Here is a 17,556-nt window from a genome sequence, read left to right as displayed (position 1 = left end):
CATAGATACATAGAATATGACTTCCAATATTAATTGTCAAAATGTTTTAGCCTTTCACGCCTTTGATCCAATCCTGGAATTTACCAACCTGCTCCATAAAGAAAGATTCATGTTCCTCTTTTTCTTCAGGACGGTCAACCAATATATGCTCAAAGTAAGTATTTTTCAGGATCTTTCTTAAAATTCCTTCTCCTAAGAACGGTTTATAGTCATTTAATGCCTGAGTCGCTTTTAATAAATGTCGGATATCATACTGTAACGGGTTAATATCTGGAACCTGCTTGTTGAGATTAAGAAGATTATATACCGCTATTCTGGCTGTTCTTACAGAACTTTCCATAGTGAACACAACATCATTGTTAGTTTCTACAAATTGCCCAACCAAACCTAAGTTAGTACAGCCTTCAGGAACTACTCTTGGACGGTCTCCCTGAGCTCTAGGCATAAACATAGAGGTAATATAAGGCATAAATGCAGTACGGACAATTGTATTTTCAATCACATTATCAAGCTGATCTGTCATTCCGAGGTGATGGCATAATTCAGCAAGAATTTCATTTCCAGTACATTCTGGCATTGTTTTTTTGATGTAATTTCCTTCTTTATCCATCAATAAGGCATATACCCATACTACTAGGATATCATCCGGCTGGGTCGGGTAGTGTGGCTGTCTGTTGCAGGTAAAACTCATTACCCAGTTAGAATCTGTAATTGTAATAATACCTCCAGTAGCTGTTTTTCCGGAATAAGGATCATTCACACATAATTCTTTTAATTTTTCTGTAAATGCAGAAGGACGGCACGTTAATGTTGCAGATTCCCATGAAGACTTTTCAATATGGCTACAGAATTTTTCAGGTTTCCCGAAGACCTCAGATTTGGCGGCAAGATTTTTCCATAATTTCCATCCGGCACTTTGTCCGGCACTGCTGTTGTCTATGGTGACTTCCGGCACTGTATTGTTATCTCCGTAGAAAGTACTTTCCGTCATAGATCCGGTAGTTACAATTACGTAATCATCTTTTCCGATGGGTATTCTTACTTCTTCTCCATTTTGTTCAGTAATAATGCCTTCTACTGTTTTTCCTTCCGTATTAATATGAACATCAAGATCTTTTACCAAAGTATCGAACTGGATTTGTACTCCTTTCTCTACCAGGAAGTTCTTCAGAGGGGTAACAAAGGTATCATACTGGTTGTATTTAGGGAATACAAGGCATGAAAAGTCTTTCATTCCATCAATAGCGTGGAGGAATCTGTGCATATACAGCTTCAGTTCCAGTAAGCTGTGCCAGTTTTCAAAGGCAAACATTGAACGCCAGAAGAACCAGAAATTACTGTTCAGGAATGATTCTGAGAAATAATCTTCAATGCTGAGATCATCAAGCTCCTCTTTTTTCTTTAATAAAAGTTTGACAATAGCCAATTGATCTTTTTTCTCCAATCCGAATTTGCTGAAATCCTGAATTTGTCCCTGGTTATGAATTAATCTTGCTTTTGAATAGTTGGGGTCATTATCATTGATGAGACGGTATTCATCCAGGACACTGTAAGGTGCAGGCAATTCCAAAGCAGGAATATCCTGGAATATATCCCATAGATTTTCATAAGTCATATCCATTTCACGTCCTCCACGGATGATATAACCATCTTTTGGATTCCCGGCTCCATCTAATGAACCGCCTTCTATAGCAAGCTGGTCCAGGAAAATGATGTTTTTACCCGGAACATGGCCGTCACGGATGAAATAGTATGCTGCAGACATCCCTGCAATTCCGCTTCCGACAATATAAATTTTGCTGTTTTCGTAGGATTGTAAAGGAATCCCTTTATTTCTTTGATAGTTTCCGATCTGGTCTGAAAAAGGCATGGTCTTTTCAGGAGTGTTAATCTGAACTTCTTTGCTTGAATCCGGTTCGTGATTTACTTTCCCAAACTGATCAGAGGTATTTAAAACGTTGTCGAATTTTGAATTGATCGTACTCATTTTGTTTTTGTTTTTAATGAACATGATAAAGGTACCCCTATTCAAAATGCGATGTATATCCCTAATGTCAGAATTAGTATCCCGAAATTCCTAGGACTGGATATTTTCCGTTATTCTGTACTCAGAAGGAGCAAAGGATGTATGTTTTTTGAAAAAACGACCAAAGGCAGAGGTGGAATTGAACTGAAGTTCAAAAGCTATTTCTGAAATTGTAAGGTCCGGATTTCCCAGCATGACATAAGCTTCTTTCAATAAGGCTTCGTCAATAACTTCATGCGGAGTCTTTCCACTGGCTTTTTTGATGACCTCGATAAGGTATTTATTGGAAACACAAAGCTGATCGGCATAGAATTGAACCGTTCTGTGTTGTCTGATATTTTCCCGGATCAGTTGACTGAATTTAAGGAACAGATCTTTTTTTCCTTCTTCCTTATCAGAAGCTGTCATATGTTTCGTTTCCAGGATTTCTGCGGTTTCCAGCAGAAGATTGAAAATAATGGTACGAACAATTTCTTCAGTAAATTTTCCCTGTTTTCTGGATTTCTTTTTGAGGTAATTCAAAAGATCTTGTAATACTAAAGCATTTTTAGGAGTGGTTTTTACAATACTGTAGGAACCTTTGGAAAACAGGTTCATTTTCTCAATGATAAAAGGGTTAGAGATATTTTTGATCAGAAAATTCTTATCGAAGAATAATAGTTTCATCCTGAAATCCTGACTGGTTTTCAGAAATTTTACAATTGTAGACGGAGCAGCCACCAGAATACTGTGTGCATCTGCTTTATACTGATGATGATCTATTTCAACACTTATTTCTCCCGCAGTACAGATACAAAGCGCATAATAATCCATTCTGAAAGACGTTTTTGGGAATTCAAAAATGGGTTTTCCGGAGGATATGTAGTAGGATTCGCGGCAGTCAATACTATAAAAAGACAGCGTATCGTGTAAGTTTTCGTAGGTTACCATTCTTACTGTTGGTTGATTTTTTATAGATGTTCAATAAAATTTAAGGTTAAAAAACCTGTTGTTACTGCAATTTACGAATTTTATAAATGATTTTAAATCTTATATATCGAAAATATTCGTTTTTATCCGGATACAGTTGATTGTTTATTCTTATAAATGTTATTCGTAAAAAAGGCTTAAAATAAAGGGTGTTACAGTGATTTTTACCTAACTTTGCACTTTCAAATTTTCCCCCCAACATATTATTGTGAAACTAATAAACATATACACGAGTTCTTTCAAAGGACTCTCGCAGGAGAGTTGGATGCTGGCGTTGGTAATGCTCATCAACAGGGCAGGTTCTATGGTACTTCCTTTTTTGGGAGTTTATATGACAGATCATTTACATTTTAGCATTGAGAATTCAGGGATTGTCCTGAGTTTTTTTGGAATCGGTTCGGTTATTGGTTCATGGCTGGGTGGAATGGTCACCGATAAAATTGGTGAATATAGGGTACAGAGTTTGAGTTTACTGCTCAGTGTACCTTTGTTCTGTATGATTCCTTTATTTGAAACTGAAGCAGGGCTGGCAGGGATTATCCTTGCTCAGAGTATTGTAAGTGAAACATTTCGTCCGGCAAACTCCGTAGCAATTACCAAATATGCGAAACCGGAAAATATAACAAGAGCTTTTTCTCTGAACCGTATGGCCGTTAATTTAGGATTTTCCATAGGCCCTGCATTGGGAGGAATTCTGTCTGCTATTTCCTATGAATTCCTGTTTTACAGTAATGCGCTGGCTGCCTTATTGGCTGGACTGATGTATATTTGGTTCTTTAAAGGCCGGGCAAAATTGGCTAAACAGGAATCGAAAAAAGTAAAAGAAGCAATAATTATTAAAAAAGAGAACTCACCTTATCAGGACACTAAGTTTTTAATTTTCTGTTTTCTATGTATGCTGTTCTCGATTTGTTTCTTCCAGCTATTCAGCACGCTGACAATCTTCTATAAAGATACAGCTCATTTGAGCCAGCAGAATATAGGTTATATTTTAGGATACAGTGGTTTCCTGATTGTTCTTCTTGAAATGGGATTTGTACAGCTTTCAGAGAAGTATTTTACATTGGCTTTTACGATGTTGGTCGGAACATTTATATGTGGATTATCCTATGCAATGTTAGCTTTTGACTATAGCATGATTACTTTATTGGTCTCTATGACGTTATTATGTATTGGGGAAATCTGGACGCTACCTTTTATGTCAACCATTACTGCATTACGTTCAGGAGCGAATAATAAAGGAGCATATATGGGACTGAACGGGATGTCTTTTTCCATAGCATTTATCATTACACCTTATATAGGAACTCTGATTGCGGATAAATTAGGCTTTAACACTTTATGGATTGGAACAGGAGTACTGGCAACGGGAATTGCCATTGCCTTTTATTTTGTTATTCCGTGGATGCTTAAAGGAAAGAATCAAAAAGAAGAAGATCTTGTTTTTAAAGAGAATTAAGAAATAACCATAGCCCCTGATTACATATGACTTAATCAGGGGCTATGGTTTATACTTTCTAATTTTTTAACAGGAAAAGCTATGATTGATTTACAGAAGATTTAGATAAAATAGAATTAACAATCAAATGGGCATGAATCCTTGAATTTTCGATGAACCAAAGATGTGTATCCTTTCCACCACAAACGACTCCTGCAAGATATAGATCAGGAATATTAGTTTCCATGGTTTCAGAATTATAAAACGGATTCAGGCAATCCCCATTCAGGACAATTCCGGAATTTTTCAGAAATTCAAAATCAGGAAGGTAGCCTGTCATGGCCAGAACAAAATCATTTTCAATCTCATGAATTTGGTTTTTTTCATCCTTGAAAATCACAAAATTTTCTTTTACCTCCATCATTTCAGCATTAAAATACGCTTTAATATTTCCTTCTGCAATTCTGTTTTCAATATCCGGTTTTACCCAATATTTCACACTTTTTGAAATCTCGGAATGACGGATAATCATAGTCACTTCAGCTCCTTTTCTATACGTTTCCAGAGCAGCATCCACCGCGGAATTGCTTGATCCTATCACGACCACTTTCTGCCTTGCATACGGATAAGGTTCGGTATAATAATGCTTTACCTTCGGAAGTTCCTCACCCGGAATATTCATAAGGTTCGGAATATCATAAAACCCTGTGGCAATCACGACATTTCTAGCTTTATAATTTCCTTTTGTTGTTTCGATATCAAACATATCAAGGGTTTTGGATATGTTCAACACTTTTTCATAAAGGTGAATATTCAGATTCTTTTGCCGGGCAATTCCCTGGTAATATTCCAAAGCATCCTGCCTTCCCGGTTTGGGAGCGGTGGAAATAAAGGGAGTTCCATCAATTTCCAGTTTCTCAGCGGTAGAAAAGAACCGCATATATAAAGGATAATTGTATAATGAGTTGACAATGGTTCCTTTTTCTATGATTAAATAATTCAAGTTGTTTTTCTGGGCTTCAATGGCACAGTTGATACCAATAGGCCCTGCTCCTATAATGAGAATATCCAAAATTTCCATACCCCAAAGGTACAATGTAATTGGGAAAAAGCCTTCATTGAAACAGAGAAGATTACTGATAAGCAGCCATGAAGAATAAAATAGGAAAAATAAAACTATTGAAAGAATACTAACTTGGAACCTTACACTTTAAAACACCGCATTGGCATCAGTTTTGGTGTTTTTCTATCTATTACAAAACTAAAAGATATGAAAAAACTATTCGTTTCAATACTTATGCTGAGCCTGGTGGTAGCCTGTAAGAAAGAAGCTGGAAAGCCGGTTCCCAGTGAAATTGATACCATTACCCGTGTAACACCATTGGATAGTGCAACAATTGCTAAAGAAAAAGTAAAGAAAGAAGGTGATATTAAAAAGGTCAATGATGAGGTCTTACAAGCCTTGAAAGCTAAGGATTATAAAACATTTGCTTCATTAATTCATCCCGAAAAGGGAATTAGTTTCTCCATGTATGCTTTTGTAGATCCCAAAGGAGATAAACATTTCTCTAAAGAAGAGTTTGAAAAATACCAGCCTACCAAAACATTATTTACCTGGGGGGCAAAGGATGGTTCCGGAGATCCTTATAAAGCAACAATTAATGACTATCTTGGAAAATGGGTTTTTGCTGCAAATTTTACTGCATCTCAGTATTCTTTGAACAAATTTATTGGTGGTGGAAACTCTCTGAATAACCTTGAAAAAATCTATCCTAAGAAAGATTTTACAGAAAACTATATCAAAGGAACTGAAAAGAATGGTGAAATGGACTGGAAGACCCTTCGTTTTGTATTTGAAGAGTTTCAGGGAAAATACTATCTGATTGCCGTGGTGAATGACCAATGGACAATTTAAGAAGGGTAAAAAAAGATTAGATACTTTCAAGTTTAATCACAAAAGCCACAAAAGTTTTATCTTAAACACTTTTGTGGCTTTTGTAGTTTGAAAATTTCTGATGCTTCTTTATAAAATTTTGACCAGTTGTTGGGTGAGATTTTTTCTGGAAAACTGGTCAATATGTTGTGTGTTTTCAGAAAGATTCCCGTTTTTCCAAAGTTCAAACTTTTCAAGGATGAATCTTTTTACGGTTTCGGAATCATTATAGCTGAAATGTTTCCCTGCATGGGTTTCCTCCAGTATTCTGGCAACATCAGCCTGATTAGGGCCAAACGAAAGGATTTGTTTTCCGGAGGCCAGGTACTCAAATATTTTTCCGGGAATAATTCCTTTTGAAGATTCGTTCGGAAAATTGGTAATCAGCAATATTTCTGAAGTCTGCATTTCTTCAACCGCTTTGCCATGTGAAAGATAACCCAAGTTCAAAATATGATTTTTCAGATTTGAGTTTTCTAGGGTATTCAGAATCTTATCATCAATTCTGCCTACAAATTTTAAGCTGAAATACTTTGCAAATTCTTCATTTTCCTTTACCAGTTCATCCAGTGCTTGCCAAAGATTTTCAGGGTTTCTAAGTTGTTCCAGAACTCCGATATAACTTAGTACAAAGGCTGTATTGGACTCTTTTTGTTGTGCTGTATTTTCTTTTGAATCACTTTCGTCAAAACCATTCGTAATACAAACCGTATTGGCACCGGCTTTTCTGAAGTTGTCGGCATCCGTATAACTTGTTGCCAGGGTAATGTCTGCATTTTTAAACACAGCACTTTCCAGTTGACGGTGTTTTTTATCTGAACTCTTGGTAAGCTTCAGGTGTTTATAATAGGAAATTTCTGTCCATGGATCGCGGAAATCAGCAATCCATTTAAGGTTGGGTAATTGATCTTTTAAGCCTAATCCAATCAGATGAAGGGAGTGGGGCGGACCAGAAGTTACAATGGTATCAATCTTATTTTCCTGTAAATATTTTTCCAGAAATGTAATAGAGGGTTTTACCCAGAAAACTCTGGCATCAGGAATGAAAAAGTTCCCTCTTACCCAAATAGAAAGCTTGGATTTCCAGCTTTGGTTTTTTCCTACATCAAATTGTCCAGCCTTGAATTTTTTATTGCTTTTATTAAGCTTTTCAGCAAGCTGATAAGGCTCCCAGATCTTGGTTCTAACGATTTCAATATTTTCAGGAACATCCTTCATCAGTGTTTCATCCATCAATGGATAGCTTGGGTTCTCTGGAGTATAGATCACAGGTTTCCATCCAAAATCCGGCAGATATTTAGCAAATTTCAGCCACCTTTGAACACCAGGGCCTCCCGCAGGAGGCCAGTAATAGGTGATAATTAATATTTTCTTTTGTTCCATTTCTTGGGTAAATCAGACGTTTGTCATTCATTTGTCATTCTGAACGAAGCGTAGCGTAGTGAAGAATCTCATTCTACCTCTTCATTCAGAAATTTCCAATCAGAATTGAATTCTGTAATTAAGTTTTCTTTCTTTTCTCGAGTCCAGCCTTTTATTTGTTTTTCTCTTGCTATTGCGGTTTCAATAACATCAAAATGCTCAAAATAGATTAAATAAAAGCATTTATATTTTGATGTGAAACTCTTATCAATAGCTTCTGGATGTTGATGCCAATATAATCTGTTTTTCAAATCATTGGACACCCGTATACAATACTGTTTTTACTTTATTGGTTAGTATATAAACATAGTAATTATGTATTCCTAATGTTTTCATTTTGACTTGAGATTCTTCATTGCGCTATGCTCCATTCAGAATGACAGTACACAATGTTTACATTAGGCACTCGGTTCAGCTAAAGCTTCTTTTTTCTTATTCTTATTCATCCAGAAAATTCCAAAGGCAGCTAATGCAATAAATAATCCGAAGCTTAAAAGTGAGATCCATTTTCCTTTTTCAATCACTTCCGGTTCAAATACCATTCTGATGTGGTGATTTCCTGCAGGAACGTGTACCGCACGAAGCAAATAATCAGCTTTGATATAAGGGACCTCTTTTTCATCTACAAGAACCTTCCATCCGTGAGGATAATAGACTTCAGAGAAAACAGCCAATTGAGGCGTTTTAGACTGCGATTTAAATTCTAACTCGTTAGGTTGGTACGTCGTTAAATTGATAAATGCTGTAGAGTCAGCCTGAACAGGTTTATTACTGAAATAAGCCTTGTCAGAAGCTGCAATGACAGCTGTTTTTTTGTTGTCGATTTCCCCGATAGATTTAATTTCTTCGTTAGGCGTATCTACAAACTTAAGATCACTTACAAACCATGCATTTCCGTTGGCTTTAGGATTAGGAACAACCTGAGGCTGATCCGGACCTCCGAAAACCATATATTTTGCATTCAGTAAGTTAAGGATTTTAGGAGTTCTCACACTGTCGATATTGTTGATATAAGCATTCAATACATCATCATATCTTCTTAGCTTTACAGCATGATAACCTCCGATAGAAGCTTTAAAGTAAGAGGTGTTGGTCTCACTGGTAACCCCTAGAGTTTGGTTGTAAATTCTATAATGTGCCTTGTCTTTATCCGCGATAGTCTCTAAAGCCTTATTAATATTTACAGTAGATAAAATAGATTCAAGGTTTGGATTTCCTTGTGTCTTTTCTACTAATAGATCTGAGCTTTCTGTCTGGAAAGGGTTTTCTGCAAAGATTTTGTCTACATAGTTTTCGTCATTTAAATAACGTTTGTTAACTGTCCACAGATCAAATAAACTTACTATACCAATCACTGCCAAAGCAATATTAGGACTAAGTTTTTTCTTCAGGCTAAAGAATAAAGCAGCAGCAGCAATGGCTACATAAATGAATGCTTTTACAGCATCTGCTTTAAATAACTTATATCTTTCATCCACTAAATAATCCAACAAGAAAGGAGGGAAGTAAGTCTTCTCACCCGCAGTAGAAAACCCTAGCAATGGTTTACCGAATAGTAAAAGAACTAACAGTAACCCTAAAGTCCCACCACTTACATACATCAGAATTTTCTGTTTGTATTCTTCTGTCAGCTTTTCATCGGTGAAGAATCTGTATAATCCTAAAATAGCAATTAAAGGGAATAGCAACTCTACTACCACAAGGATAGAAGAAGGTGCTCTGAATTTATTGTAAAACGGAACATAATCAATAAAGAAATCGGATAAAGGCATAAAGTTGCTTCCCCAGGCCAATAAAATGGTCAGAATAGAAGCTCCTAAGATCCAATAACGGTATTTTTTTGATGCAAAGAAGAAGCCTAATAGCGCAAGGAAACATACGATAGCTCCCTGGTATGCTGGTCCTGAAGTTCCCGGTTGATCTCCCCAATAGGTCATTCCGCTGAAACCTTTCGAAATTCTGTCCATTTCAGCCTGCGAACCTACATTTTCCTGAACAAGCTCCTGTACCTTGTTCATCATTTCCTTAGCTTCCGGTTCCTGGCTTCCGCCACCCATTAATCTTGGAATGAAAAGGTTTAAAGTTTCCAGTTGCCCGTAGCTCCACATCAGCATACTTTCTTTATCCATTCCGGATTTTCCTGAAGTATGGCTGTCATTGGTTAAGATCTGTTTTCCACGAACAGTTTCCTTTACATATTCAGAATTGGCCATGATTCTTTGGGAATTCATTCCAACACCAATAATACAAGAGGCTGCAATGATTCCTGAAGAAATAAGGAAATGTTTCATCGGAGTCTTTTTCTGGATCGCTCTGATTAGTTCAGAAAGGAATAAAAATCCTAAAGCCAGAAACAGATAATAGGTCATCTGCGGGTGGTTCGCTGCAATCTGAAGTCCCATAAAAAGGGTCGTAACAATAAATCCCCAGATGTATTGTTTTCTGATGTAAACCAGTAAAATACCGGCTAAAAGCGGTGCGAAATATTCAATGGTATTTACCTTTCCATTGTGTCCCGCAGCAATAATGATATAGAAATAAGTGGAAAGCCCGAAAAAGGTTGCGCCCAATAAGGCATATTTCCAGTTTCTGACCACTACCATTCCCAAAAGGAAAAAACCTGCAAAAAGCAGGAAGAGATAATTGACCGGTCTTGGCAGGAAGTTCAGGTTGCTGTCGATTTTCTTGATGATATCGCCCTTAAACTGGCTACCCATCTGATAAGTCGGCATTCCCCCGAACATGGAGTCACTCCAATAGGTTTCATTTCCTGTGTTAGCTCTATAGTCTAGAAGTTCTTTTGCTCCCCCTCTGTATTGTACGATATCATGCTGGAAAAGCTGTTTTCCTGAAAATACAGGAGTAGAATATAAAAATGCTAAAACTATAAATACTACTAATGAAACTGCAATATAAATTAAGTTTTTGTTTTTTGCCATGCTGGTTATTATCTTTTATTTCTTGGATTTTTTACCTTTTGTCATTACTCTCTTTTACCTCTTCATAGTCTACGGTTTCTGCATCCCATTTAAGGTCTTTTTTGTTATTCTTATTCGAGTTGTGGATATCCTCTCTTGAATTATTATGCTGTTGGTTATTGAACCTGTAGCTGTAAAATGTCTTAAAGAAAATTCTTTTCAGAATATTCCAGACAAAGAAAATAATAATGGCAGACAGTACTAACTCAAGAATGTACTTCATAATAAATTGATTTAAGGTTTAAAGAGTAAGAGTCAATGTTTGATCCTTACTCTTTTAAGCTTTAATTATTTTACAGAAGGGTTTACCATTACAGAAGAATTGGAAACGCTCTTCATAGATTGAGATTGTTTTCCGTCTGAAATGCTTTCAATCTGTGTTGTTTTTACATTGATGTTCTGGTTGGTGATCCATCCTGTATTTTCATCAAATTTGATGGTCCCGTTCTGAACAAGCTCACTGCTCATGCTGTGGGTGATAGGTCCCTGAGCCTTCTTTTCAGTTTTCTTAGGAATACCTCCGGTTACAGCAATTTCAGCAGTTCCGTTTCCTAGGCTTTTTAAAACATAGTTTGAAGTAACCTTAATGGCTCCACTTGGATCTGCATTTTCAGAAGTTGTCCATTTTTCTCCTATTTTTACTCCTTTTTTAGGAATAATAGAAAGATTTTTGCTGAATTGATCTTTCAATACCTTTTCATTAAAAGACTCTTTAAGACTTGCGACAACACTTGCTCTTTCATTAGCATCCTTAATAAGAGTTCCAATAGCTGCTGTAACTTTGGTATAAACAGCATCAAAACCTGTAATGGAAATAACATTCCCTTTTGTATCCATTTTCATATCAAGTTTATTGCTGGTAAGCGCTTTGTTGATATTCCAGATCATTTTAAGATCATCTTCCTTAGGAAGAGCCTGTTTAGTGTCTACAACTACTGTTTTACCTTGTGCAGACTGAGAACTTCTTTTGGAAACCAGGTTAAGAGTCATATCATATACATTTCCTTTGATATCGTTTACTACGAAGTTCATTTCATCTGTAGATTCTGAAGTCGCAGTGATAGATTTCCCCTGAGGATCCGTCATTGTTTTTACATCTCTCTGATAAGTGGTAAGAGGATAAGTTTTCCCTTTTTCAAGCTTGAAAGTCTGAATAACGATTCCAGCAGAGTCTCTGATAGCTGGATTTTCTGCAACTTTCGCTACAGAATCCGCAGGAACTTCTACCGTTACTGTTTTTCCTGTTTTAGGATCTACTTTCGTGATTTTTGCCGTTTCTTTTTTACAAGACACAAGAGCTATAGATGATAATAGCGCTATTGCTGCTATGTTTTTCATTTTCTGATTTTTTTAAGTGTTGTGTTATCGAATTAATTTATTTTCAAACTCTTCTGTCTCACTGCTTCATATAAAATGGCTCCACATGCTACGGAAACATTCAGAGATTGAGTTTTTCCTTCAATAGGAAGTTTTATTTTTTCATCAGAATGATGTAATACTTCTTTAGAAATTCCTGTTTCCTCATTTCCCATAACAATAGCGCATGGTTCTGTGAAGTCTACATCATAGATTAATTTCTGAGCTTTTTCAGAAGCAGAAAATACAGTAATTCCACTCTGTTGAAGGAAATCTACTGCATGAGCAAGATTGTTTTCCTTACAGATTTTAATATTATAAATAGCGCCTGCAGAAGTTTTAATCGCATCAGAATTGATAGGAGCTGCTCCTTTTTCAGGAATAATGACAGCATCTATACCCACACATTCTGCCGTTCTGCAGATGGCTCCAAAGTTTCTTACATCTGTAAGTCTATCCAAAATTAACAGAAAAGGAGTTTTCCCTTCCTCAAATAATTGTGGAATAAGATCCTCCACCTTATGAAATGGAACATCTGAAATAAAAGCAACTATACCCTGGTGGTTTTTTCTTGTAAAACGGTTCAGTTTTTCAACCGGAACATAATTGGGACGGATTTTATTTTTCGCTAAAATCGCTTTTAGTTCAGCATAAATAGGACCCTGAAGTGCATTTTGCACAAAGATCTTGTCAATCGTTTTTCCCGCTTCAATTGCTTCAATCACGGGACGCAGCCCGAAAATAAAATCGTCTTTCATTGATTTGTCTATAATTTTATGTTAGGGTTCAAAGTTTATTGTTTAAAGTTCAATGTTTTGAGTTTAAGGTTTATACTTTGTTCCCTTTAAATCTGTTGTATTTAAATATTTTATAAAAGAATTAATCTTTTTACTTAATGTTTCCGTTACTTCAATTAAAGTTTCGAACTTTTCCTGTGAAATAAAATTTCTGTCATAAACCCGATATAACTGTGATCTTGTTTCTCCGCAGGAAGCCTTTGCAATTGAAAGAAATTGAATAAATTCTCTATTTCCGTTTCTCTCAAATCCCTCTGCTATATTATCCATAATGGAACCTGAAGAGCCATCAATCTGGCTGCAAAGTTTAAAATTGTTTTTAAGATGAGTAGATTCAACGATATGATAAACCTCTTTGCAAAGTTCTCGCGACAACTTCCAGATCTCTAGGTCCTCAAATCTTTTAATGGTTCCCATAACCTTAAACTATGAACTGTAAACTTTAAACATTTAGTACTTTTCTCCTAAAATTGCTCTTTTCTGCGCCATAACATAACCATAATGCAGGCTTTCATGTATATTATTAAAGATAATGGCATCCTGAATGCTTTTCAGATCCATTCCAAAACTTGTGGTGTAAGGCGTATAGTCTGAAAAGAAATCGCTGTCATAATCCTTCATTAATATCTTAGAGGTTTCGGTTAATAAAAACTCCAGATCTTCAACCTCGGATTTTTGGACATTTAAGTTGGGTAACGTCCCTTTTTTGTATGTTTCAACCCAATATTTATCAATACGGAAAGGGTTCCCGCTTAGGTAATAATGCAAAAGCTGCTGAGTAGCAACCGTGTGGGCAATATTCCAGTAAATATTATTGTTGAAACCATCAGGAATCAGCAGAAGGTCCTCATGGGAAGTGTTCTGCAGGATATCTAAAAGGTTTCTTCTTACCTGTCTGTGTGCTTGAAAATGATAATTCATTTTGCAGAAATTTTAATCACCAAAAATAGTTTAATAAACTGAAAATGACAATTTTTTGGGTAAAGGATTAAAGTAAAAGTTCCATAATGTCAAAAAAATACATTGTTTATTATTTTCTTTTTGCATAGAAATTTGACAGAATCATAATAGGTTTTAGAAAATTTAACTTCTCCTTTTTAGATATTTATCAATTTTTATGAAGCTAAAAACTCTCCGATGATTTTTATCAAAGGAGAGTTTTTTATTATTTTATTAACTATTTTTTTTGAGTTATTTTATCTTTTTCAAAAGGTTTTTAATGAAAAGAGGCTTTCTTTTGCTTATTTTTTAATGATTTTATGCTTAAAAGTCGTTCCGTCCTTAAGAACAATGTTTAGAAAATAGACTCCTGTGCTGTATGAAGAAAGATTGATTCTGTTTTCCTTGTAAACTTCAGTCAGTTTTCTTCCATCCATACTAAAGAGGGTCATGGATGTCACATCTTCTTTTGTTTTTATATTGACAAAATCACTAGTAGGATTAGGGTAAATGTTTACATCAATGGTCTTTATATCCTTTACATTTAATGAAGCATTGCTTTTACCCTGCATATAAACTGACAAATAGACGTCTCCCTGTTGCCCATTAAAAACGGCAGTAGGAATTGTATGTTTTAAAGTATGATTTCCTGCAGTCATAGAAGGTAAAGTAAACCCTCTGATAGGTACAGAATTACCCGGACACCAGTTGTTCCATGAGGTCCAGTCTTCAAATGATTTTGGGACGGTTCCGTAAATCCCGTTACCCTGTGTGTTATATACTCTGTAGGGCTCACAAGATATTCCTCCTGGAGTGTAAGTCAGCATTTGGACATCATCTATATAAGTATAATTTTGTCTTCTGATATATTCTTCTCCTCCTGCATTCGCGCCGTGAGGAGTAGAAATGACAACGAAATTAGCATTGTTAACAGCAGTAGGAAGGTTGAAGGTGACAAGTCTTACCGTTTCACCCGGAGCATCAGTACTATTATAGTTGTTAAGTCTATTATAGCTCAATATAGGAACAAGGGTATTATAATCTGTAGGAGTAGCTCCTACATCTGTTGAAAAGAACGTTAGATTTCCTGAAAAAACATCAATTCTGCCTGTGCATCCTGCGACCTGAGTCTGCGCAGCATAAGGTACTCCAAAAACATCAAGCTCCATATACATATCATAAGTATTCCGCAATTCTGTATTGTGAAATACACTGTACAGATTACTGATATCATAGGTGTAGGGAACTTCTATGGGAGAACGGTTTTTGCTCATGAAAGGTGTAATGTAGCGGGCAGCTTCAATTCTTTTCACATTCGCATCATCTATAGTATAAGTAGGCTGATTCTTAGGAACCAATGCCAGAAATACTTCTCCCAGGCGATCGTAATTATCACATAGAGCGCCTATGGTTACTCTCATGGCAATTTTTGCTTTAAAAGAATCTAGTTCAGTATCGGTAAGTTTTCTTGCATATCTGGTATTTCCCAGTCTGATAAGGCCGTTAGGAACCGGATTGGTAACCGGTGCAGCATAGCCGTCATAGTATACCGCATCTGAAATCAGATTCGTCATAGTTGTCGTCTGTGATTTGAATAGACCTGTAAGGAATAGACTTGCAAAAAATAGTCTTTTATACATATCGTTGATATTTAATGTAAATATATTAAAATAGGTATTAAAAATAATGATTATTTGATTTTGTTTTTAGGTTAATAGTGTTTTTGTTGTTGAATGTTTAAATATTTTAATTAAATAATAGAATTAATGCTGATAGTCTTCATGTTAATTAATAGAAATGATTGAATATTTTTTTTTATTAGAGGAATCAATATTTTATTGTTAAATTAGCATTGTATTCAATGGTAATATTATTAATAATGAAAAGAATTTTACTTTTATCTCTGTTGTTAGCAGTGTTTACTGTTAATGCTCAGATCAATATCAATATAGGAAGTACAAGTGTGGGAACTGCACCAGTAAGTAGTTTTTTTTCCTATTCATATGTTCAGCAGATATATCCCAAGCAGGAACTGAATGCTAGCGCTGCTGGGACTATAACAGGACTTACGTTTTATCTTGATCCTTCTGCCACTATTAATGACTCGTCCAATTGGACTGTTTATCTGGGGCATACTCCAAAAGTCTCTTTTGCCTCTGGCACAGATTGGGTGCCTGCTGCTCAATTGACTCAGGTTTTTGCAGGTACGGTAACAAAGAATGCTAATAAAGTTGAAATAGTTTTTACAACGCCGTTTGCTTATAATAATATGGATAATCTGGTGGTGGCTGCAAAAGAAAATTCGCCAAGTATTGATATTAATAATTTTGATGAAGCTTTCCGTGTGTATCCATACTTACAGAATTCCACTCTTGTTTACAAAGGTGATCGTGCTGTTGTTGATCCGGCATCTCCACCTGGAGGGATAAGAGTAGATTATAAATCTGCTGTAACAATTTCAGGTTTGAATGCTAATCTTACTCCAGGTTGTCCTTTTGTGATTTCTCCGGCGAATAATGCTCAATTTGTTTCTTTGTCACCTAATATTAGCTGGCAGTCGGTAACGGGAGCTACTTCTTATAGGGTATCTTTAGGAACTACTCCTGGAGGGATAGATGTTATTAACCATCAAACAGTGAATGGGGTGGGTTATAACCTTTCTCCATCTGTTGTTCTTAATAATGATACTAATTATTATTTAAAAGTTACAGCTGTTTCTGCCAACGGAGAGTCTACCGGTTGCGCAGATTATACTTTTAAAACTATTCCTCCTGTGCCTGTAAATGATGCATGCTCCGGAGCATTGCAGGTTTCTGCGTTTCCTTATGCTTATACACAGGCTGATGGAATGTCTTCTACTAATAACAGCGGATTTATATTGGCCTGTGCTAATGATGGAATGAATGATGGCTTATGGTTTAAATTTACAGGAGATGGAAGTCAATATACCATTAAGGCTACTCCTTCCGCAGCTTCTTTTGATCCTAAAATAGGAGTATTTAGCGGAACTTGTAATAGTTTGGCTTGTGTAGGGACAATGGATAATGGCGGTGGCGGTTCTGCTGAAACAATGACTATCACAACAACCGCAGGAACAGAATATTACATCAATATAGGATCTTACGAAGATTCTGTAGATATGCCAGAGGGGGCATTTACAATAAATATTACCAAACTATAATTCTATGCAAAAGGAGTATTGTGGTAAAATATAAATTGTATCTTGGAATCTGTTGTTTGTTATTTCTATTTTCTTGTAATAGAAAAGTAGAGCTGAATCCTGGTTCTTCATTTGGCTATGAAAGTTTGACCGACAGCTATCATTCGAAAACTAATATTTTTGAAAGAAGATATAGTGATGATACCATCAAAATAGAAATGAAATTAACAGAAAATGAAAGAGAAAAAATATTAAAGGCATTTTCTGAAAATCAATTTCAACGTTTTCCTCATGAAATTGATTGTTCTAAATGGGGGACTAATCCTAAAATATATGATGAACTTTTTATAGATGATTTTTCCGTAAAATATATACACAATAGAGATGATGGATGGTTTTGTTCAAATGGTAAAAGATTTAAAAAAATAAATACAATCATTCAGGACATTATTTTAAACAAGCCAGAAATAAAAAAAATAGAATCTTCGGATATTGCTTACGAATAGTAAATTATTGAATTTTTATTCTGATAGAATAT

16 protein-coding genes are annotated in these 17,556 nt (G+C 35.7%); 4 read left to right on the top strand and 12 right to left on the bottom strand.

Annotated elements, in window-relative coordinates; all coding sequences use genetic code 11:
- Positions 1-46: 46 nt before the first annotated feature.
- Together EL260_RS19385 and EL260_RS19380 are read right to left on the bottom strand one after the other, a co-directional pair.
- Positions 47-1,987, bottom strand: a complete 1,941-nt coding sequence (locus EL260_RS19385) for an oleate hydratase (RefSeq protein WP_123857166.1) — start codon at positions 1,985-1,987, stop codon at positions 47-49.
- Positions 1,988-2,077: 90 nt separating this feature from the next.
- Positions 2,078-2,956 carry a helix-turn-helix domain-containing protein gene (locus EL260_RS19380; RefSeq protein WP_123857165.1) on the bottom strand — a complete coding sequence of 293 codons (879 nt, stop codon included), beginning with the start codon at positions 2,954-2,956 and terminating at the stop codon, positions 2,078-2,080.
- 304 nt (positions 2,957-3,260) lie between these two features.
- On the opposite strand from EL260_RS19380, the gene EL260_RS19375 reads away from it, so the two are divergent.
- A complete protein-coding gene (locus EL260_RS19375; protein WP_123860585.1) occupies positions 3,261-4,454 on the top strand; it encodes an MFS transporter in 1,194 nt (397 codons plus the stop codon).
- Positions 4,455-4,533: 79 nt separating this feature from the next.
- Here the strand turns inward: EL260_RS19375 and EL260_RS19370 are convergent, their stop codons facing one another.
- Entirely contained in the window at positions 4,534-5,514 is a 981-nt protein-coding gene (locus tag EL260_RS19370) for a YpdA family putative bacillithiol disulfide reductase (RefSeq protein WP_123857164.1), read from the bottom strand.
- 189 nt (positions 5,515-5,703) lie between these two features.
- Here EL260_RS19370 and EL260_RS19365 point away from each other — a divergent pair, with 189 nt between their 5' ends.
- Positions 5,704-6,348: a hypothetical protein gene (locus tag EL260_RS19365; RefSeq protein WP_123857163.1), complete on the top strand. Its 645-nt coding sequence runs from the start codon at positions 5,704-5,706 to the stop codon at positions 6,346-6,348.
- A gap of 108 nt (positions 6,349-6,456) precedes the next feature.
- Here EL260_RS19365 and EL260_RS19360 read toward each other — a convergent pair whose 3' ends face one another.
- The 9 genes from EL260_RS19360 to EL260_RS19320 all read right to left on the bottom strand — a co-directional run bounded on the left by EL260_RS19360 (position 6,457) and on the right by EL260_RS19320 (position 15,498).
- A complete protein-coding gene (locus EL260_RS19360) occupies positions 6,457-7,749 on the bottom strand; it encodes a glycosyltransferase family protein (protein ID WP_123857162.1) in 1,293 nt (430 codons plus the stop codon).
- A 68-nt stretch (positions 7,750-7,817) separates the two neighbouring features.
- Entirely contained in the window at positions 7,818-8,051 is a 234-nt protein-coding gene (locus EL260_RS19355) for a GIY-YIG nuclease family protein (protein ID WP_317127337.1), read from the bottom strand.
- A gap of 135 nt (positions 8,052-8,186) precedes the next feature.
- Positions 8,187-10,727: a YfhO family protein gene (locus EL260_RS19350; RefSeq protein ID WP_123857161.1), complete on the bottom strand. Its 2,541-nt coding sequence runs from the start codon at positions 10,725-10,727 to the stop codon at positions 8,187-8,189.
- A 31-nt stretch (positions 10,728-10,758) separates the two neighbouring features.
- Complete coding sequence (locus EL260_RS19345; protein ID WP_123857160.1) at positions 10,759-10,989, bottom strand: hypothetical protein; 231 nt, start codon at positions 10,987-10,989, stop codon at positions 10,759-10,761.
- A gap of 65 nt (positions 10,990-11,054) precedes the next feature.
- Positions 11,055-12,104 (bottom strand): DUF6263 family protein, encoded by a 1,050-nt coding sequence (locus EL260_RS19340; RefSeq protein ID WP_123857159.1) that lies wholly within the window; start codon positions 12,102-12,104, stop codon positions 11,055-11,057.
- Positions 12,105-12,136: 32 nt separating this feature from the next.
- The gene (gene rlmB / locus EL260_RS19335; protein WP_123857158.1) at positions 12,137-12,880 is read right to left on the bottom strand and encodes a 23S rRNA (guanosine(2251)-2'-O)-methyltransferase RlmB; all 744 of its coding nucleotides are present in this window, start codon (positions 12,878-12,880) and stop codon (positions 12,137-12,139) included.
- A gap of 63 nt (positions 12,881-12,943) precedes the next feature.
- A complete protein-coding gene (locus EL260_RS19330; RefSeq protein WP_123857157.1) occupies positions 12,944-13,336 on the bottom strand; it encodes a four helix bundle protein in 393 nt (130 codons plus the stop codon).
- A gap of 33 nt (positions 13,337-13,369) precedes the next feature.
- Entirely contained in the window at positions 13,370-13,840 is a 471-nt protein-coding gene (locus EL260_RS19325) for a DinB family protein (RefSeq protein ID WP_123857156.1), read from the bottom strand.
- Between the two features lie 320 nt (positions 13,841-14,160).
- Complete coding sequence (locus EL260_RS19320; protein WP_123857155.1) at positions 14,161-15,498, bottom strand: peptide-N-glycosidase F-related protein; 1,338 nt, start codon at positions 15,496-15,498, stop codon at positions 14,161-14,163.
- Positions 15,499-15,737: 239 nt separating this feature from the next.
- On the opposite strand from EL260_RS19320, the gene EL260_RS19315 reads away from it, so the two are divergent.
- Together EL260_RS19315 and EL260_RS19310 are read left to right on the top strand one after the other, a co-directional pair.
- A complete protein-coding gene (locus EL260_RS19315) occupies positions 15,738-17,039 on the top strand; it encodes a hypothetical protein (protein WP_123857154.1) in 1,302 nt (433 codons plus the stop codon).
- 20 nt (positions 17,040-17,059) lie between these two features.
- Entirely contained in the window at positions 17,060-17,524 is a 465-nt protein-coding gene (locus EL260_RS19310; RefSeq protein WP_123857153.1) for a hypothetical protein, read from the top strand.
- Positions 17,525-17,556 lie beyond the last annotated feature (32 nt).

Source organism: Chryseobacterium nakagawai (genome assembly GCF_900637665.1).
In the GTDB taxonomy this organism is placed as follows: Bacteria; Bacteroidota; Bacteroidia; order Flavobacteriales; family Weeksellaceae; genus Chryseobacterium; species Chryseobacterium nakagawai.
The sequence above is the reverse complement of the archived record's forward strand: the minus strand, read 5'-3'. Positions and strand labels throughout refer to the sequence as shown.

Coding starts and splice junctions, on each gene's coding strand:
- EL260_RS19370 (WP_123857164.1), bottom strand. CDS start 5,514: ATGGAAATTTTGGATATTCTCATTATAGGAGCAGGGCCTATTGGTATC.
- EL260_RS19375 (WP_123860585.1), top strand. CDS start 3,261: ATGCTGGCGTTGGTAATGCTCATCAACAGGGCAGGTTCTATGGTACTT.
- rlmB (WP_123857158.1), bottom strand. CDS start 12,880: ATGAAAGACGATTTTATTTTCGGGCTGCGTCCCGTGATTGAAGCAATT.
- EL260_RS19320 (WP_123857155.1), bottom strand. CDS start 15,498: ATGTATAAAAGACTATTTTTTGCAAGTCTATTCCTTACAGGTCTATTC.
- EL260_RS19380 (WP_123857165.1), bottom strand. CDS start 2,956: ATGGTAACCTACGAAAACTTACACGATACGCTGTCTTTTTATAGTATT.
- EL260_RS19350 (WP_123857161.1), bottom strand. CDS start 10,727: ATGGCAAAAAACAAAAACTTAATTTATATTGCAGTTTCATTAGTAGTA.
- EL260_RS19330 (WP_123857157.1), bottom strand. CDS start 13,336: ATGGGAACCATTAAAAGATTTGAGGACCTAGAGATCTGGAAGTTGTCG.
- EL260_RS19365 (WP_123857163.1), top strand. CDS start 5,704: ATGAAAAAACTATTCGTTTCAATACTTATGCTGAGCCTGGTGGTAGCC.
- EL260_RS19340 (WP_123857159.1), bottom strand. CDS start 12,104: ATGAAAAACATAGCAGCAATAGCGCTATTATCATCTATAGCTCTTGTG.
- EL260_RS19385 (WP_123857166.1), bottom strand. CDS start 1,987: ATGAGTACGATCAATTCAAAATTCGACAACGTTTTAAATACCTCTGAT.
- EL260_RS19360 (WP_123857162.1), bottom strand. CDS start 7,749: ATGGAACAAAAGAAAATATTAATTATCACCTATTACTGGCCTCCTGCG.
- EL260_RS19345 (WP_123857160.1), bottom strand. CDS start 10,989: ATGAAGTACATTCTTGAGTTAGTACTGTCTGCCATTATTATTTTCTTT.
- EL260_RS19325 (WP_123857156.1), bottom strand. CDS start 13,840: ATGAATTATCATTTTCAAGCACACAGACAGGTAAGAAGAAACCTTTTA.
- EL260_RS19315 (WP_123857154.1), top strand. CDS start 15,738: ATGAAAAGAATTTTACTTTTATCTCTGTTGTTAGCAGTGTTTACTGTT.